The sequence below is a fragment of the Chryseobacterium sp. StRB126 genome, assembly GCF_000829375.1.
Taxonomy (GTDB): domain Bacteria; phylum Bacteroidota; class Bacteroidia; order Flavobacteriales; family Weeksellaceae; genus Chryseobacterium.
Window position 1 is genome coordinate 2,350,513 of sequence record NZ_AP014624.1, and the last position, 19,128, is coordinate 2,369,640.

Here is a 19,128-nt window from a genome sequence, read left to right on the forward strand (position 1 = left end):
TTATTTCAATTTTTCAATGATGGTTAATATTTGATCATTGGGAATTACCAAATCCAAGTCGATTACTAAATCTTCTAAAGGTATTTCTGCATTACGATATTTTAATAATTGAGCACGGCAAGAAGCAAAATCTAAGGTATTTTTATCCTTAAAATTTTCGTTTATTCTAAACTCAATAATGTCTGCAATTATATGTGAAGAATACCTGTCTTTAGCGAAAAAGATTGCATCCAAAATATACTCAGGAATAATAGTTTTAAAGAAAATATGTTTGCCAAGCATTATTGCAAACCAACCTTTGCCTTCTTGCTTTGCCATTGTAAGTACTCGTTTACCAGATACAGCTACGTTAGTATTTTCCAAATCCAGCTTTGCTTGGTCGCGAGTAGCCTTATCTACATACACTTGTTTTATTATTCTTTGAACTTCCCAGTTATTTCCTTCAGTTACAAAATCAACCTCAAAAGTATGTTTGGCGTAAAACGCCATAACCCATATGTTACCTGTTTCAAGCAAATCAAGTTTCGCTTTTCTTTCCAAACCTTTTTTTTGCGATCCGGCAACTTTCTTCTTATATTTTATAATTTCATCTGTATCGCCTTCAACTTCCGTTGTATCACAAATAGCGTCATCTAAATCAGTAAGTATCGCGCATTTTCTCTTAATTCTATCACTATGGAAAAGTTGAGCCACATTTTCAAAACCGGTGCTTCGAATATTTATTAGACTTATTCCTAATTCATCAAGTCCTACACCGAGGACTTTTTTTACCATAATCGGTATCAAAATTTCTTCCGCATCTCCTTCAACCAAAATTACACCTTTGGCAAAAAGTAAATTAGTCCTAACCGCATCTAGATAGCGTTGTATTTGGTTAATGTTTTCAGGTAATAAACCTGTTGAAGGTTGATAAACTTCAGCATAATTGAGTTTCTTGGCAAGAATATTTATGTTCTCAACGTTACTGACTTCTGAAATTTGTGTTGAATGTGTCGAATAAATAATTTGCGTGTCGACATAATTTAACTTGTCAAAAAGTGTCTTTTGAATGTGATTATGAATATGGGCTTCTGGCTCCTCTATAATCAGGAAATTTGCAAAAGTATCTTTAGATTTTCTATACTTAAATTCTAAAAGTTTTAGGGTAAGAAATATAAGATTTGCACCTCCCAAACTTAATTCGTGTATTCCCCCTTCATAATCTTCTTCAGGTTCGCCGATAAAAAGTTTTAACGACTGTAGAAGCTTTTCTGCTTCATCTGGGACACTGGATTTAATGGATAAAGACGATGGTGAGTAAGTTAATCCAACCGCGTCTTGTATGGTAAATTTAATATCTGCTCTTATGTTTTGTACATCGGGAAGTGCTTCAATATTTTCATTTAAATCATTAACTAAATCACTTATTGGCTTATAATCAACTTCTTTAATTTCTCCACTTTTATTTTTTAATAGTGTAAGTAAAGGGTTGGTTCTATTATTATGAAAATCACTTACAACATCTCGCAAAGCTTGAATAAACGTAAAGGATATTTCTTTGGCAACTGACAATTGATGTGGAATTCTTGAGCCAAATTTAGAAGCATCAATCGATGCAGGAAAAATGACATTTTCGAAATCACCCACAAGCTCCTTGTAAACTTCAAGGTCGTTAAAATCGGCTGTACTTTTTCCTGTAAAGAAAGTCTCATAATTATCTTGAATGGTAATATCATTCAAGATTGTTTGTAAACCAGCTTTATCTCCTTCTTTCAGTTCAGATAATTTTTGTCTAACGTCTGCTTTTGGTCGAAAAAATAAATTGTAAGTAGCTTTTTTTACATAATCTTCTTCCGCAATTCCGGCACCGTGAATGAAAAGAGATTGTATAGCCTCTTCATTATTAAGTTCGTCAAATTCTATGCTAATGATTATCCAATGTCCTTTCCATTTATTTTTACCCAACTGCCTATTAAAATCTCCTTCATTTAGTTTGTAAGCAAATTGCATTGAAGCGTCTTCCAAAAGCAATCTTATGGCTCTAAAAACATTTGTTTTTCCAGAGCCATTTTCTCCAATAATGGTATTAATACCTTTGTGAAATTGAAAAATAGCATTCGCGAAATTTCTGTAGTTAATGAGTGAAACTTTAGATATATACATTAAATATTTGTGTGTGAAATTATTAATTTAGAACATTTCCATCAGGATCAAAATTACTCCTTACCTTTTTGGACATTTAATTATAATAAATTTTGAACCCATTACAAGTACTGGTACTTTCAAAAGTATCAATATTTTTACACATTTAATTACGGCTTCCCGTAACAATAAAATTAAAACTCATTATTCTTACTAATATTTAATCAAAGATTATGATCAATTCTTTAATTTTATAAAAATATATCATACAGTAATGACTTTTAAAAATGGAATTTTAAAAAAAAATCCAAGAGTATGAATTAAGAGTAATAATGAATGACCAATTTCTCAAAATATGCGGTTAAATTAATTCTAAATTTGTATGCTTGTAAATTTCTTCGTATCCGATATCTAAGCACATCTTATTAGAAGAATAATTATTTAGATCCGTCATTAAAAGACTTTTTTGATTTTTGTCAAATAAAATTTTACTACATTGAGACAATAATAACTTGCCTAAATTTCTATTTCTGAAATCAGGTCTCACAAAAATTATTCCGATATCAGGATCAGAAATTGTACAAAACGCTACAATTGTTTGTGATTCCTTTAGTATATAAATGGAGCTTTCTTTTATATGCTCAATAATCATAGCATTTATAAAAGCTTTCTCTTTATTTCTCTTTCCTTCATATTCTTCAACGTAATAGGCTAGCATCATTTCCGTTAATTCTGCATGGTCTTCTAATTTTGGTAGTAATGGTGTTTCACTATTTAAAATTAATAAACCTTTATTATTTAGTTGGTAAAAAATGCGATCTTTTATAACTGTAAAATTTGTTACGTTCTTTCCTCGTATAATGCTGTAAACTAGGTTATAATCACCCATTATTTCAAAACCCTGAAAAGATTCAAAATTTATGATACTTTGCAATTCAAGTGTAAATTCTTTTAATGTGTCGCCATAGATAAATAGTTTTCCATCTGTTTCAATATAAATAGCCCAATATGTATCTAATCTCAAAATTCTTGTATTTTCTGTTACTGGCAGCTGGCCAATAACAAACGCATAATGTAAAACATTACTCAGATATTTGTATTTATAATCATTTACATCAATATTATAGTTTAAAAAATGAAAAAAGTCGTCTTTTTCATTAATAGTAATTATTTTCATAAATATGTTATTAGTTAAATCTAATATAAAAAATATTTTTTTATTAATATTTTTGTTTACAAGGCATTATATTATTTTTAGCAAATAAATTTAATAGTTCTAAAACATATGTTAGTAATTATTAAAAGATGATAATCTATTTTCTTGTGGAAACAGAATTCTTATTGGTATTTCATAACATTTAATTTGCAAATGTTATACATTTCTTTATATGAGATTTATTTCACCAATATTCTGACCGTAACTATTAAGAAATTAGTAAATAAAAAATCCTAACTTATGTTAGGATTTTCTCTTATTTTGATTTTTAAATTTTACTTCTAAAAGATTGATTTCATTTATAGCGGATTCAATTTGTTTCTGAGTCATCCTAGAAACTAACTGAACTATATCAAGCTCAAGAAAATTACAAATATTAATAATAATTTCAATCGATAAATTTGTTTTTCCTCTTTCGATTCTACCAATGTAATCTTTGGAAAGGTCAATCTCATTTCCAAGTTGGAATTGTGATAATCCTTTTCTTAATCGGTATAATTTAAAAATTATCCCGATTTGAATTTTTATTTCTTCACTGTTCCATTTATACATTCAGTAAATTTTGTAATTAAAAATGTTTTTCATGAAGACTTATAGTTCGTTTTGATTTTTTTTAATTATATTTGTAGAATAAGTTTCATAAAATGTAACTTTGCGATACTTCAACGAAATATTAGAAGCTATTGCTTAGAATCTCGATTCGAAAACTGGTAATTTTTAACATGCGAGACGATAAGCAGGAAGCTCACGACCTAGGCGTGGGCTCTCTTATCTGCATGTAAGGTATACCAGTGCCCCGAATCGGATAATGTAGAGTCCCATGCCGTTTTTTTTCCAATGCAGTTCGCTTTATATCTACATTACAATCTAAGCCCGCTTTCAAAATAGTATCAGATTACACGATACAATAGGAGGGTACAACCTATTGCGGCTTTTATAAGCTTTCACGGGAACACAAATTCATTCATATTCACATTTGACCTTGTAGGGAGGAGCATTACGATTTCTCCTACATGGTCTTTAAAAACTATTATTTACAGTAAAACAACCATTGAAAAACAAAAAAACAGCTGTTGGATCAGCTAGAAAGAACCACAGAAAACTACAGTGTATTGAAACTTTCTTTCAGACCAACGATCTGGTAACAGCTAAACAGATGCTCAGTTCCATCATGCAATATGCAGTAAACGGGAAAGACTGGCTAAAGAAAGATCCTTCTGTCATTTTACAATTTCATCAATCATTGAACCTATTCATCCGTGAAGGTTATATGATCAGTAAAAAGACAAAGAAACGGAAGGTAAATGCAGCGTCATACATCAGCTCTCCAATGATGAAAGGTTCTCTGTCTGATAAAGAATATGAAAACCCACTCTTGGTTTTCAAAAGAGCCTTTAAGGAATACAGCATTAAAGAGTTTGAGTACTTTATTTCGGGAATTGTCTATTTCTCACAACAGATTTACAGACATGGACCTGAAAGCAATCTGGTAAGACCTTATATCCATCTTTCAAAGATGCTGGATGCAGCTTATCTCCTCTTGGAAAGAGGAATTCAGAAAAATGATAACAAAAAAATAAAATAAGAAACAGAAACTAATAAAAAAAGCCCTTTCCCCCAGAGTTTGCAGACCAACGGGAAAGAGCGTAGTTCAGTAATTAATCTTTAGAAAATTAAAAACCTTTACAAATCTATGAAAAATTCCTATTACCATATAGGAGGCATTTTCTTTGGGCTCATGTTTACCGCTGTAAGCATTGGTACAAAAGCCCAAGTACGTACCATTTCCGGTACCGTCACCTCATCAGGTAAACCCCTTTCAGGAGTTATCATCTCCCAAGAGGGCAGTGATCAGGTAACCATGACCGGCAACAACGGAAACTATACGTTACAGGTTTCAGCAGAAAATACCATCCTATTGTTCAGACACCCTGATTATGCAGAAGAAAAATTCACACTCACTAATCAGAAGGTCGTTAATATCAGCCTAGAACAAAAAGTAAAGGGAATCGAAGAAGTTATTCTCAACGCTGGCTACTACAAGGTAAAAGATAAGGAAAGAACCGGTAGTATTGCCAAAGTTTCAGCAAAAGATATAGAAAATCAGCCTGTCACCAATGTACTGTCAGCAGTACAGGGAAGGATGACAGGGGTAAGCATTACCCAAAGCTCGGGAGTAGCAGGAGGCGGATACGATATCCAGATCCGGGGAAGAAACAGTTTAAGGAATCTGTCCAATAGTGTAGTGGATGGTAACCAGCCCCTCTATGTAATTGACGGAGTTCCGGTAGGAGGGCAGCTGAACTCAGCTTTTTCAGTGGGAGTAATTCCACTGAAGAATATCAGTCCGTTGAATGCCATCAGTCCGAATGATATAGAAAGCATTGAAATCCTTAAAGATGCAGATGCAACGGCTATTTATGGATCAAGGGGAGCTAATGGGGTGGTGCTGGTGACGACTAAAAAAGGAAAGAAAGGGAGATTGGGCGGGATGATCAGTACTGCATACAGCATAAGCAGTGTCGGAAGCCATATGAAAATGATGGATATCGAGCAGTATCTTGCTATGCGCAGAGAAGCTTATAAGAATGATGGAATATCGGTGTTTCCTGCCAATGCATATGATGTCAATGGAGTTTGGAATCAGGGCAGGTATACCGATTGGCAGAAGGAACTGATAGGGAAGACAGCTACAGGAAGCATGACCCAGACAAGCCTTAGTGGAGGGACAGAAAACAGCAGTTTTTTAGTAAGCTTTTCCCATAATGACCAGACAACAGTATTTCCCGGTGATTTTCACTATAGGACCAATATATTGAATTCCTCATTCAGCCACAGCTCGGAGGATAAAAGATTCAGAATAGAGGCTTCCAATATGTTTTCATCACTTTCCAATAATGTGATGAATACAGATCTTACGTTAAAAGCACTGAACATGAGTCCCAATGCTCCTGTGCTTTATACAGCTGATGGAAGCCTGAATTGGGAGAACAATACCTTTACCAATCCATTAGCAGCGTTGGAAAGTAGCTATTCGAATAAAGTATTGCAGTGGAATTCCAATGTGAACCTATCATACCGGTTTTGGAAAGACTTTGTATTGAAAGCCAATGGCGGGGTTAATTACCAGAACCTGGAGGAACTTTCCTTACAGCCCAGTACCATGTACAATCCTGCCTATGGAATGACTTCTGCAAATTCCTCAGCTTCCAAGAGCAGCAATACCATGTTCTCCTACATCATAGAACCTCAGCTTTCATGGGCGAAGAAGCTGGGACATCATGAGCTGGATATTCTGATAGGAACTTCTTTTCAGCAGACTACTACTCAACTGTCCTACATGACAGGGGTAGGTTTTGCAAGCAATGCCCTTATCGGAAATATTGGGGCTGCTTCAACGAAGATCATCTCCAATCAGGTAGTGAATCCCTATAAATATGCAGCCCTCTATGCAAGAATCAATTATAAATGGAAAGATCGGTATATACTGAATATAACCGGACGGCGTGATGCATCAAGCAGGTTCGGGCCTTCAAATAGGGTCGCGGATTTTGGAGCGGCAGGACTTGCCTGGTTATTTACAAAAGAACCGATGTTTAGCTCATGGAAATGGCTGAGCTCAGGGAAGGTACGGGCAAGCTATGGGGTCACAGGAAGTGATTTTATAGGGGATTACCAGTTTTTGAATACCTACACGATAGGGGACTCGAATTATGATGGGGTAACAGGGCTTTATCCGTCAAGGCTTTATAATCCTGCTTATAGCTGGGAAAAGACAAGGAAGCTGGAAACGGCTCTGGAATTAGGTTTTCTAAAGGACAGGATCATGCTGACCACAGCTTTCTACAGAAACCGTTCAACGGATCAGCTGGTAGGAATTCCACTGTCTTCTATAACAGGTTTCTCAAATGTGACGGCCAACCTTGATGCTACGGTGGAAAACAGGGGTTGGGAGCTGTCACTTAATGTCAATGTTTTTAGGTCAACTCCTGTAAGATGGGAAACCGGATTTAACCTGAGTATCCCGGAAAACAAGCTTATCAAATTCCCGGGACTGGAAGGTTCTACCTATGCTAATACCTATAAGGTAGGATATCCTACCTCAATGGTACGGGTTTTTGAATATGAGGGAATTGATCCGGTAACAGGGCAGTACCGGTTCAGAGACTTTAATGGAGATGGGAAGATAACAGCCCCGGCAGATGCGCAGGCCACAGAAAACATAGGGATGAAGTACTATGGAGGATGGCAGAACCAGATCTCCTATAAAAATCTAAGCCTTTCGTTCCTTTTGTATTTCGTGAAACAGAGAAACTGGAACTATATCAGGGGAATGGCCGTACCGGGCACTATGAATAATATGCCTGTAGATTTTCTGAATGTATGGTCCAAAGATAATCCTGGAGGAATGATTATGCCTTATTCAGCGGGTGGAAATGCCACCGTGAACGGATTGACAGCCAATCTGAGAAACAGTACTGCAGCGATAGGGGATGCTTCTTTCATCAGACTTAAAAATATACAGCTTAATTACCGTATAGACAGCCGGGACCCTTTCTTTAAAAATGCAACACTCTATGTGCAGGGACAAAATCTCTGGACATGGACCCAATACTTCGGGCTTGATCCTGAGTTCAGCGTGGCCGGATATCTTCCGCCACTTAAAACCTTTGCTTTTGGAATACAACTAAACTTTTAAATATCAGATCATGAAATATAATACCTATACAATATTGGTAGCGGGGATGCTAATGTTGTTTCTGCTGCCCGGTTGTGAAAAGATGGTGGAAATTGATCCGCCCACTGACCAGATCAATACTGCTGCGGTGTTTGAAGATACCCACACAGCAGAGGCCGCATTGGCTAATCTAATGGCAGAAATAAGGGATAATTCCATGTTTTCGGGAGGAAGTAACGGCCTCGCAGCCTTTTTATCAAGCTATACCGATGAACTGGATGCCTACTTCATCAGTAATACCAATGCAGCCCAGGATATTTATCATAACCAGCAGCTTTCAGGGAATATCAGTGTGGAACTGATATGGCGCAATGCTTATAAAGAAATTTATATGGCGAACTCCATTGCAGAAGGGCTGGAAAAGGCATCATCCATACCGGTGAATGCCAGGCAGCGTATTGCCGGAACGGCTCTCTTGGTGCGTTCAATGATCTATTTTAATCTTCAGCGTTTATTTGGGGATGTACCTTACACGGAAACAACCGATTTTACAATCAATAAAAGCCTTCAGAGGATGCCGGAAAATCAAGTGCTGGATCACCTTGAAAAGGACCTTCTGAAATCTGCAGCTATGCTGGCTGATGAGTATACATCAACAGAAAGGTTATATCCTAACCGTAAAGTGGCACAGCTGGTTTTGGCTGAAGTGTATCTGTCCCGGCAAAAGTGGGCGGAAGCAGAACAGATGGGTAGAGAAGTGGTCAGCAGCCCAATGTATAGTTTTGAGGAGGATGTAAAGAAAGTGTTTTTAAACACAGGAAAACATATCCTCTGGCAGATGAAGCCTCAGAATGAAAATGATGGCACCGCTGAGGCTTTACAGTATTATTTTACCAATGCTGCACCTTCTTCCTATGCGCTTTCAGCGGATCTTATGGCTTCTTTCTCTGATGCAGACCTTAGAAAGCAGTTCTGGACACTTCCTGTGAGTTTTAACGGAAAGACATGGTACAGGGCCTATAAGTATAAAAACCTCGCCCCCAATACGACAGAGTATTCGGTTCTTTTCAGGTTGGAAGAGGGATATTGTATCCTGGCTGAAGCGGTGGCCCGGCAGGGAAAAATCGCAGAAGCAGCTATTTATCTTAACCGTATAAGACAAAGAGCAGGTCTTGCTGCTGTTACAGCAGGTCTAGCGCAGGATATGTTCTTTAATGAACTCCTGGAGGAAAAGCGGCGGGAATTCTTTACGGAGAAAGGACAGCGGTTCTTTGACCTGAAAAGAATAGGAAAGCTGCAGCAGCTTACCGCCCTAAAATCTAACTGGAAGCCTTACCACAGGCTTTGGCCCATACCCCTTAATGAACTGTTACTCAACCCTAATTTAAATCCCCAGAATGAAGGCTATTAAACTATTATACATCATGATCCTGCTTTTTTCTATAGACGCGATCAGCCAGACGGTTAAAAAAGACAGGTTTAATCCTAGGTATCACAATCTCCGTTATACAATAATGTTTCCGGAAACATCACCCGACGGAAAGTGGACCGCATTCCGGAAGACCTATGAGGAAAGCAGGGACACCATCGTTTTGGTAGACCGTAAAAAGGCTGAGAACGTGAAACAGTATGCGGGGGTAACCAAATTTTATTTTACAGGCCGTTCAAATCTTCTTTTAATAAGAAAGGGCAGTGCTGAAATGATTAACCTTAATTCAGGAGTGAGTAAAAGTTGGAATCAGATAGTCAGTTCAGAATTTGTAAAGTCTCAGAATACATGGTTGGTGTTAAGGGGAACTTCATCTTCAGGGACTGATCTGGAAATCTGGAAGGAGGGAGATCCGGCGGACAGATATAAAAATGTTACAAGCTTTTTTGTAAAAGGGAGTGATGTGTTTTTTGTGAAAAAGGAAGCCGGGAAAAACCTGCTGTATGATCTGCGGATGCCAGAAAAAGCAATCTACTCAACTGATCAGAAAATACTGGATTGCAGATGGTCGGACAAGGGGGGCAGTGCATGGATTACAGAAAAAAATGGAAAAACGGATCTGGTTTATATTAGCAAAACCCAAGAGGCATTTCATCTGAGCAGTGATACGAGCCGGGACTTTAAAGCGGCCACAATTTCCCGGCTGGGAACCGGAGAGCGTTTTCTGGTCAGGCTCACCTATGGTGATGATCCAGATAAGCTTCCTGGTAATCCTGATATCTGGAATGCGGATGATCGTAAACTTGAACTGAAGTTTCATGGTGGGGAGTCGGAAGAAATAGCAGTCTGGGATCCGAAGCTGCGCAGTCTGAGAATGGATACTGATGATAAAGCGCTGGAGAAAATCAATATTGGAGACAGCATGTATGTTATCAGTTATAATTATTATAAAAATCAGGATTATGTAAACCAGTACCCTGAGTTTGATTTGTACCGGTATGAAGTAGGGAATGGAAAACAGCAATATATCGGGAAGGGAGGGTATATCCTCTATTACGGATCTACAGGAAGGTTTATACTGTCTAATCCCGGCAATAATTGGGTGCTTTATGATTTGTATACACTGGCTGAAAAAAAGTTAAAAATAGCAGATACGGGAGATCCCTATTTCTCAGAAGATGATCAATATATCCTGTTTGAAACAGAGGGCAGGTTGTTGCGGTATCAAACAGATACTGGTGATTTGGTGAAAATTTCCTTACTGGATGGGTTCCGTTCTACCATTGTAAATCCAATTCAGGGAGAGGGTATAAGTGGTTATCCTAATGGAGGCCAGAATCTATATAATAGTAAGGAGCCTCTGATTATAAAAATGTATGATAAAAAGAATGATCTAACAGCCATCCTTTCGTATTCTTGTCAATCCGGGAAAAAGGTAATGCTGCAGGCTCCTACAAGAGAACGGATTGATAAAATAGAACATAAGAATGGCATCCTGCTGGAGGCTTGTATTGAAGATTACAATGTTCCGGCCTATATTAAAGTATTTAACGGCTTGAAAGCAAAAATCATTTATAAAAGCAACCGGAAGGACATGGAGGTTGGAAGGATTCGTAGTGAGAGGATAAGCTATAAAAATTCTGAAGGAGTAGACCTTACCGGTATTTTGTATTACCCTTTGGATTTCACAGATCTAAAGCGTTACCCCATGATCACTATTGTCTATGCGAGACAAAGCCACTTTGGCAATCAGTATCTGCGAGATGGGTTTTTCGAACGTACGGAGGGTCTGAACATACGTTCTTATCTTGAGGGTGGTTATTTTGTGTTTCTTCCTGATATTGTTTTTGACAAAAGAGGGACTGGATTCTCGGCTCTGGATTGTGTGAACAGTGCTCTCGATGCTGTAGCTGGATTGAAGTCCATTGATTTTAAAAGACTGGGACTCATAGGGTATTCCCATGGAGGATATGAAACTAATTTTATAGCCACCCATTCAGACCGGTTTAAAGCCTATGCCTCGGGAGCAGGAAACAGTGATTTGGTACGGTCTTATTTTTCATATAATTACAATTTCCTGAGGCCTTTTTACTGGCAGTTTGAAAATGGACAGTATAAAATGCCTGGAAGTTTTAAGGACTATAAGGAACTGTATATTCAAAACAGTCCGATCTATAGTGTATCCGAAATCAGTGCGCCTATTTTCTTATGGACAGGAGTCAATGACAGAAATATAGACTGGAATCAGGTCATGGAGTTTTATATTGGATTGAAAAGAAATAAAAAAGAAGTCGTCGCCTTGTTTTATCAGAATGAGGCTCATGGATTCCTGAAGCGGTCCAATAAGATAGATATCGCCCGAAGAGTAGAGCAGTGGTTTGAATATCACCTTAAAGATGGGATAAAAGCTGATTGGATGAAGGGAAGTGATAAACGGGATTAATTAACAAATAAAGGATGCCCAAAAGGCATCCTTTTTAAATTAAGGTTTTACAAAAAGTGCATTGGGACATGAGGTATCACTGATTCTCTGGTAGAGTTGTTCGGGCCCATTTCCCAGATCTGCGGTACACATAACATTCCCTGATGTGTCACATTGAACATGAGCATTCACACATTTAATAGCTGCTGCAGGGCGGAATACATACCCTGTAGCAGGAATTTTAGTGTTGCTTTTGCTGACATTGCTCGCCAGAGCAGATGTTGCGCCTATCATCACAATAGCGACAGGCAGAATGAACTTTTTCATAAGATTTGGATTTGTTGTTTTGCCTACTCTGAGTTAAGGTTTTCGGCTTCCCCTTTTCTGAAATCGTCCATGATTGTCTGCGCATAACGATACCGCACGATTTCATTGCCTATAAGTGTATAGAAGTAATGATCTGTAGCCAGCATTCCGGTAATTTTATTTTTGCCCCGGTTCTGAATATAAAAACTTCCACTGTAACTTTTATTTCTGGTATTGTACATATCAATAATAGCGTTGGTCTTCCACTGGTCCCGGTTTTCAAAGTTCCCCATGAGATTGGATTGGTTAAATAAGATCCCCCTGCACGCCGTTGCCATCTTGTTCACTACAAAGGGTGGAGCAGTCATCTTTGTTTTTCCATCGGAAAGAATGGTACTTTGGACCTTTGCAATATGGGTGGTATCAATGGTGTTTTGTGCTGTAAAAGAATTGCCCGGTGTTTTTACTGTAATGATTTTATTACGGTAATAGTAGATGTAATAATAAGCGTTGCTATCACTGTCTGAAATAAGCTGGCCGTCTGTATCAAAAAGGCCGTCCTTTTGTTTATTGATGATATTGTTATTAAGGTCGTAATGCCCGGATAATAGTTGCAAGATTCCTAACGCCCTGATCTTTGTATCAGGGTTAAAGGTTCTGAATGCTATATGAGTGGAGTTCAATACCTGGAGCTGGTCAAAATATATCTTTTTGTAACTCATGGTTTTTGCAGAAAGATTATTGAGATTCCCACGATAAATGACAGGAACGCTTCCGTCGGCAAGGTAGAAATGGGAATCACGGATATAAAGAGTTAAAGATTTAAATTGATGGTCATAATGATCAAGCTTTATGGTACGCTGGCTGAAAGTAGTGAAAGTGGAATCAATCTCGGTGATGGTGAGCGGGCTTATATAGTTACCCAGTATTACTTTTCCGTTACTTGTCCCTGCAAAATAATAAGAATTAGCTCCTAAATCTAGGCTCTTATCCTGTAAAATCGGATGATGGGGAAAACGTCTTATGAAATTATTATTTTTCTTCATCATTTGTTCGGAAGAAAAGAACAGGATCATTACCAGCGAAAAGCTAAGGATGATCAGAGAGATAATCCATAAAGATGTTGTTAAAACTCTTTGTTTTAGCTTAACAGAGAGAAAAATGCCTATGATAGCAATGATAACACAGCCAATGTTAAAAATAAGGTGCTCATTCCAATCTAGTTTTTCGAGAATACCTCCACAGGAGCAGGGTATAAATTCACTATAATGAATAATGAGATAAATATAGATAGTGAATGAGGTCATGAGTCCAAGTGAACTATATAAACCATATAAACGATATCTTGGAAGTATTAGAGAAATGGATATCACGAGCTCTGCAATAATCACAGCATATGAAGTGATACCTGCATAGCTACTCAATAATGGTGATTGTGCAATCTGGACCTGAAAGTTTTCAAAATCAAGTATTTTGCTTACGGCAGCATACACAAACAACAAAACAAAGAAGTAGCTTATGATGCTGATGGACGTTGTTGATATCTTCATGGTGTAATTTTTTAATTTATATTGCTCTTATCAGGATCCACTTTACTTTCTCTCCACAGTACTCCGGCATTTTGGAACCTTTAGAAATCGGACAGGTGGTTTTGAAATTCCCCATACTTTCCCAAATACCACTTCTAGGACATGGTAAGCCTGTTTTGCAGATGAGGGATGAGTGATGGGGAATCATATCTTAACATTTTAAGGGTTATTTTCAATTATCCGCCAATCGTGGGTATCCTTTATTGGTGGATCTGCTGCCGGATTTATGTCCTTTCGTATTGTATCCTGACTTTTTTCGGAAAAATATTTCCTGTTTTCAGGATTGTGGATGATCTGTGATTCTGGTTCATCCATTATATCGTTCTGTCTGCAGCTTAAAGCTGTTGTACTTACTGCTAAGATTAAAATGATTTGAGGAATATACTTTTTCATATTAATATTGATTTAAGTTATTCCCAACCGGTCAGGGGGATTTATTAGAATTCTTAAACCAAAGGTATTTTGAAACCGGTCTATAAAAAAAGTGATATTGGATCAGCTTTTCAAAAGAAGACGTCATCATTTATAAATGATGACGGTTATAATTCTGTAAAAACTATGTATTGGTGAATGATTGATAATAGATATTACATATTGTTGTGGTTTAATTAGTTACCTGGCTTTGATTATCTTTTTTTGGCTAAATTTGACTCTTTCAGCTAAAAACTAATCACTATGACGGTCTCAAAATGTATCATGATAATATTGCTGCTGCTTTTTTCCATCACTGATTTCCACGCAGAGGAATACAGAAATGATTATGTCTGGCTCAGAAGTCAATACGAAAATCTTAAAAAGAATGACTCGACAGCTTTCAGGTATTTAAGGATTTATATATCAAAAGCAAAGAAGGATTCTGATTTTGCAAGGCTTTCGGAAGCTTATAAGTTTGCCGTATATTTCACTCCGTCCAATGAAGGAAAACTTTCCTATGCAGACAGTACTATTTATGCAGCATTGAGGTCAAAGCAGCCGGAACTTATCGGTGATGCCTATTTAGGCAAAGGAATCTTTTATTACTTTAACCTTAAAAAATATGAACCTGCCCTGGCAGAGTATCTCAAAGCTTATGAATATTCTAAAAATGGTAAGGATGAGTATTTACATCAAAAAATCATATATCATCTGGGGGTAGTAAAAAGTTATTTAGGATTTTATCAGGAAGCTTTAGAGTTGTTTAAACAATGCAGTGCCTTTTTTGAAAAAGGAAGTAAAGGAAAAAGTCATCCGAATACGTTATTCAATTTTAAAAGAGGCTATTTTAATTCTATTCATCAAATGGTGATCTGTTATCGAAACCTTAAGAAATATGATATGGCAGACGACCTTGTTGAAAATACTTTACTGCATCTCGCTGATCAGGATAGATTTTTACTGGAAAAAAGCTATCTGTTAAAATGCCGTGGCATTTCGGCGTATCACCACAAAAATTACGCCGGAAGTATACATGATTTAAATGCAGCTTTACAAGAGATCTTAAAATCAAATGATTTTTCCTGGTTATCTGTTATTTATTATTATCTGGGAAAGAATCATATGGTGAATAATGAGAATAAGGGTGTTTATTATCTTGAGAAGGTTGATTCTATTTTCAACCGGCATACATTTATCCTTCCTGAAGTAAGACCAGCATATGAAGATCTAATAACGTACTATTCAGAGAAAGGCGATCAGGAAAAGCAACTGTATTATACCAAGCAGCTATTGAAGGTTGACAAGATTATCGGCAAAGATTTCACCTATCTATCGTCAAAAATACACAGGGAGTATGATGAAAGATTACTCACTGAAAGTAAAAACAGATTGGAGAAAATGAGTTCGCGCCGGATGATGTACTTGCTTGTTTTTATCGTATCAACCATATTCTTTCTCTGTCTATTCATTTTGAAATATCACAAGGAGCAACATATAAAATTAAAGTATCTGCTACTGCAGGACAGATTAAATAATAAACAATATGATGCATTAATTATTGATGGGCAAAATGTTAGCAACAATTCTATAAAAATAGGGCTTCCTGAGGAACTCTATAAAGAACTGGATCAGAAACTTCGGCAATTTGAAATTGAAAACGGATTTAAACAAAGGGGGTTAACATTAGGAATATTAGCGACTAAAATGAATACTAATACCTCTTATCTTTCCACTTTTATCAATGAAAATAAAGGTGAAAACTTTAAGACCTACATCAATAGGCTTAGAATTTCTTATATCACACACTTACTAAACTCGGAAAGGAAGTACCTCTTGTATACAATTGAAGCTCTCGCTGAAGAATCGGGTATTTCAACTCGCCAGCATTTTTCAGATCTATTTTACGAAGTCAATGGATTAAGGCCAACAGATTTTATTCGCAAAAGAAAACAAGAACTTAAAATAGAATAGAAACTTTTTAGTTGTAATCTTTGTAAATTCCTTAAAAAAGGACATGGTAACAAAAACTATTTTTAAACGAACTTCACAATTACTGGAGGATCTGGACCTAAAGATTAACGAAGTCAATGCTGACGGGAATGATATGATTAGAATTTCAGAAAAGGCATTACTTATTATTGATGAGTCGATAAGGAAATTAAAACTTCTAGTTTCCAACCACCATTTTGATCATATTGCTGAAGAAGTATTGTTTTTTAAAAAACTGAAACCGCAGTTTATTGCAAAATTTATTTATTATTCTGCAGTACTGGATATTGAATCTCATAAACCGGCTGCCGGAAATAAGACCTTAAAAAAATATTATGAAGCAGAACAGGAAAAGTTGAAAGACTTTTATTTGTTGCATTCTGAATTTTACAGTTACTATAAACGGGAAGCAACCTATCTTGATCATAAAATATTTGTTCGCAATTCCTACGACCTAAAAATGAAGCTATCATCAGGATTTTATAATTATGATCCAAGTTTTACAACATCCCACGATCATATGATCGCCAGATTTATTTCCAATCAGCAATTCGATCAGTATTTAAAAAAGCAAATTGAAAATTCAAATGATAACTTTACGGTAAAAGTGTTTTCTCCTTTGAGCTGGTCGGGATCAAAGGTCGGTCTTATAGAGCTTATCTATGCACTTTACCAGATGCGTTGTTTTAACGGTGGTAATATAGAGTTAAGCGAAGTCATAAAATTTACAGAAAAGTCATTGGATTGCGATTTAGGTAACTTTCATAAAACCATCTTTGAAATCCGTAACCGAAAACAGGGACCAACCAAATTCCTTCAATTGGTGAGTGACAATTTGAATCAATATTTTATGAACAGTGATGCTGAGTAACATAAATACAAACAGAAACCTCAAATCGTATGGTATTTGAGGTTTCATTCTTTAATCCGAGTTCAATAAATGTTGCAAATCAGGATCATTTTTTATTCGATCCATTTCATCTGTGATGATATTTAGAATATCTGACTTAATTTCTCTGTAATTATCCTGAATCTGCCTGGTCATAGAATCATTCCCGTCTTCATCAATAAAGGATCGGATCGGTGGTATCTGCTGAAAACTTTTCATTTCTTGAGAAAGCTTAACATTGTCTACGACAATCTCGGAATGAAAAATCTTCTGCCGAATCCTTTCGTCAAAGTTATCAGATACAGCACCGACAAAAAATCCCTGGGTTAAGGTAGAGATCTTCGAAGCAGGTATCAAACTGTCCAATTGGGTAGAAATGGAGGTGGAAGTATCGTTCCTATTGATGGATATACTTTGTCTTTTTTGCAATATTTTTCCAAAACGTTCAGATAAGGTTTTGGCTGTTTCCCCAACCACCTGACCGCTGAAAATATTGCCGACCGTATTCTGAATGACTTTACTTTCCTTATCTCCATAATCTCTTGTCAACTGAGAAAAATCCTGGAATCCGAGACATACGGAAACTTTATTACTTCTGGCAGTAGCAATTAAATTATCCAGTCCTCTGAAATAAATGGTAGGCAACTCATCAATAATCACTGAACTCTTCAACTGTCCTTTTTTATTAATTAGCTTAACAATTCTTGAATTGTACAGCCCAAGAGCAGCAGAATAAATATTCTGACGATCAGGATTATTTCCTACACACAGAATTTTAGGCTCATTGGGGTTATTGATATCCAAAGAAAAATCGTCTCCGGTCATTACCCAGTATAATTGTGGTGAGATCATTCTTGACAAAGGAATCTTTGCGGAAGCGATTTGTCCCTGCAACTGATCCTGTGCACCCCCTTGCCATGCATCCATAAAAGGAGATAGGTAGTTTTCTAATTCAGAATAAGAGGTTAATATCGTAAAGACCTCTTCATATTTTTTGTTCAACAGCTCTATAGCGTGTGGAAAAGTGCAGTATTTACCGTTTTCATAAATTTTAAGAAACCATATGATGGCAGCTAGCAGTATGATAGGACTCTCAACAAAGAAATCGCCTTGTTTTTGTATCCAGCTTCTGTTCAGGTTTAACATAATGGTATAGGCAGCTTCATATGCATCCGATATATCCGTCATAAAATCGGGATTTAAAGGATTACATCTATGGCTTTTTCTGGGGTCGTCAAAATTGATGATATAGAATTTCGGCTTTACGGTATAAGCATCAGAATGATTGAGAAGATGGTTGTACGCAATAGTAGACAAATCATCGAATTTAAAATCATAGATATACATGGAAAATCCTTTTTCAATATGTTGTCTTATATAGTTGTTGACAACAGCATAGGATTTTCCTGAGCCTGGAGTCCCTAAGACAATGGTGGCTCGAAAAGGATTCACCACATTAATCCATCCCTGATGCCACTTCCCTTGATAATAGAATTGTGTAGGAAGGTTAACAGAATATTCATTATAGCGTAATTGGGTTTCCTGCTGAAAGCTTTCATTCTCATTGTTAAAAACATCGGTCATTAAGTTTGTTTTGAGTAAACGGCCTATCCAGACTCCTGCCTGCATCAGGAAGATGTATCCGGAACCGGTAGATAGAATATAAAGTACAGGAGTAAAGCTGTTGGCAGATTGTAAGAGGATTGCGTTTAAAAAGAATAAGACAAAACCAATAGAAAAACCAATACTAATTTTTTTCCAAGTGATCTTTTCATTTTTGACTCCCTTTGTTCCGAGGCAACTCAAAGCCAGTAAAACTATTGCGAACAGCTTAGAATAAATAGGTTGAGAAAAAAGGCCTGCGGTCTTATTAAAATTATAAAGAATCTTATTGATGAGTTCCAGTGTCCATTGTTGATGTGCAAAAAATCCATAACAAAACCAGTACAGATGCATTAGTACCATAATAATACTGACCGCTCGCATAAACGCCATGATTTTGGCAAGTCCTCTTAAATCGTCTTCACCCTGCATATTACATTTTAGACGCATAAATAACTGATTATGCATTCTCA

The 19,128-nt window shown here is 36.7% G+C and carries 14 protein-coding genes; 6 read left to right on the forward strand and 8 right to left on the reverse strand.

Going from position 1 to position 19,128, the window contains the following annotated elements; all coding sequences use genetic code 11:
* The 3 genes from CHSO_RS10540 to CHSO_RS24995 form a co-directional block, all read right to left on the reverse strand.
* On the reverse strand, positions 1–2,142 hold the full coding sequence (locus CHSO_RS10540; RefSeq protein WP_045495686.1) for an ATP-dependent nuclease: 2,142 nt from the start codon (positions 2,140–2,142) through the stop codon (positions 1–3).
* A 340-nt stretch (positions 2,143–2,482) separates the two neighbouring features.
* A complete protein-coding gene (locus CHSO_RS10545) occupies positions 2,483–3,298 on the reverse strand; it encodes a GNAT family N-acetyltransferase (protein ID WP_045495687.1) in 816 nt (271 codons plus the stop codon).
* Between the two features lie 282 nt (positions 3,299–3,580).
* A complete protein-coding gene (locus CHSO_RS24995; protein WP_052480558.1) occupies positions 3,581–3,889 on the reverse strand; it encodes a helix-turn-helix domain-containing protein in 309 nt (102 codons plus the stop codon).
* Between the two features lie 499 nt (positions 3,890–4,388).
* Between CHSO_RS24995 and CHSO_RS10555 the strand changes: the two genes are divergently transcribed.
* From CHSO_RS10555 to CHSO_RS10570, 4 genes are all read left to right on the forward strand, one after another.
* A complete protein-coding gene (locus tag CHSO_RS10555) occupies positions 4,389–4,922 on the forward strand; it encodes a hypothetical protein (RefSeq protein WP_045495689.1) in 534 nt (177 codons plus the stop codon).
* Positions 4,923–5,030: 108 nt separating this feature from the next.
* Entirely contained in the window at positions 5,031–8,036 is a 3,006-nt protein-coding gene (locus CHSO_RS10560; protein ID WP_045495692.1) for a SusC/RagA family TonB-linked outer membrane protein, read from the forward strand.
* A gap of 10 nt (positions 8,037–8,046) precedes the next feature.
* Complete coding sequence (locus CHSO_RS10565; RefSeq protein WP_045495696.1) at positions 8,047–9,426, forward strand: RagB/SusD family nutrient uptake outer membrane protein; 1,380 nt, start codon at positions 8,047–8,049, stop codon at positions 9,424–9,426.
* Positions 9,413–11,887, forward strand: a complete 2,475-nt coding sequence (locus CHSO_RS10570; RefSeq protein WP_045495698.1) for an alpha/beta hydrolase family protein — start codon at positions 9,413–9,415, stop codon at positions 11,885–11,887. The genes CHSO_RS10565 and CHSO_RS10570 overlap by 14 nt, the downstream gene beginning before the upstream one ends.
* A 39-nt stretch (positions 11,888–11,926) precedes the next feature.
* Here CHSO_RS10570 and CHSO_RS10575 read toward each other — a convergent pair whose 3' ends face one another.
* The 4 genes from CHSO_RS10575 to CHSO_RS10585 are packed head-to-tail and all read right to left on the reverse strand — an operon-like array spanning position 11,927 to position 14,154.
* Positions 11,927–12,193 carry a DUF6520 family protein gene (locus CHSO_RS10575; RefSeq protein ID WP_123911698.1) on the reverse strand — a complete coding sequence of 89 codons (267 nt, stop codon included), beginning with the start codon at positions 12,191–12,193 and terminating at the stop codon, positions 11,927–11,929.
* Positions 12,194–12,216: 23 nt separating this feature from the next.
* The gene (locus CHSO_RS10580) at positions 12,217–13,722 is read right to left on the reverse strand and encodes a MauE/DoxX family redox-associated membrane protein (protein WP_045495702.1); all 1,506 of its coding nucleotides are present in this window, start codon (positions 13,720–13,722) and stop codon (positions 12,217–12,219) included.
* 16 nt (positions 13,723–13,738) lie between these two features.
* Positions 13,739–13,909 carry a hypothetical protein gene (locus tag CHSO_RS25940; RefSeq protein WP_171817635.1) on the reverse strand — a complete coding sequence of 57 codons (171 nt, stop codon included), beginning with the start codon at positions 13,907–13,909 and terminating at the stop codon, positions 13,739–13,741.
* Between the two features lie 11 nt (positions 13,910–13,920).
* Positions 13,921–14,154, reverse strand: a complete 234-nt coding sequence (locus CHSO_RS10585) for a hypothetical protein (protein WP_045495704.1) — start codon at positions 14,152–14,154, stop codon at positions 13,921–13,923.
* Positions 14,155–14,457: 303 nt separating this feature from the next.
* Here CHSO_RS10585 and CHSO_RS10590 point away from each other — a divergent pair, with 303 nt between their 5' ends.
* The gene (locus CHSO_RS10590; RefSeq protein WP_045502267.1) at positions 14,458–16,146 is read left to right on the forward strand and encodes an AraC family transcriptional regulator; all 1,689 of its coding nucleotides are present in this window, start codon (positions 14,458–14,460) and stop codon (positions 16,144–16,146) included.
* Between the two features lie 43 nt (positions 16,147–16,189).
* Positions 16,190–17,035, forward strand: a complete 846-nt coding sequence (locus CHSO_RS10595; RefSeq protein ID WP_045495706.1) for an RteC domain-containing protein — start codon at positions 16,190–16,192, stop codon at positions 17,033–17,035.
* 51 nt (positions 17,036–17,086) lie between these two features.
* On the opposite strand, the gene mobC is transcribed toward CHSO_RS10595, so the two are convergent.
* Positions 17,087–19,087 carry a conjugal transfer protein MobC gene (gene mobC / locus CHSO_RS10600; protein WP_045495708.1) on the reverse strand — a complete coding sequence of 667 codons (2,001 nt, stop codon included), beginning with the start codon at positions 19,085–19,087 and terminating at the stop codon, positions 17,087–17,089.
* Between the last annotated feature and the right edge of the window lie 41 nt (positions 19,088–19,128).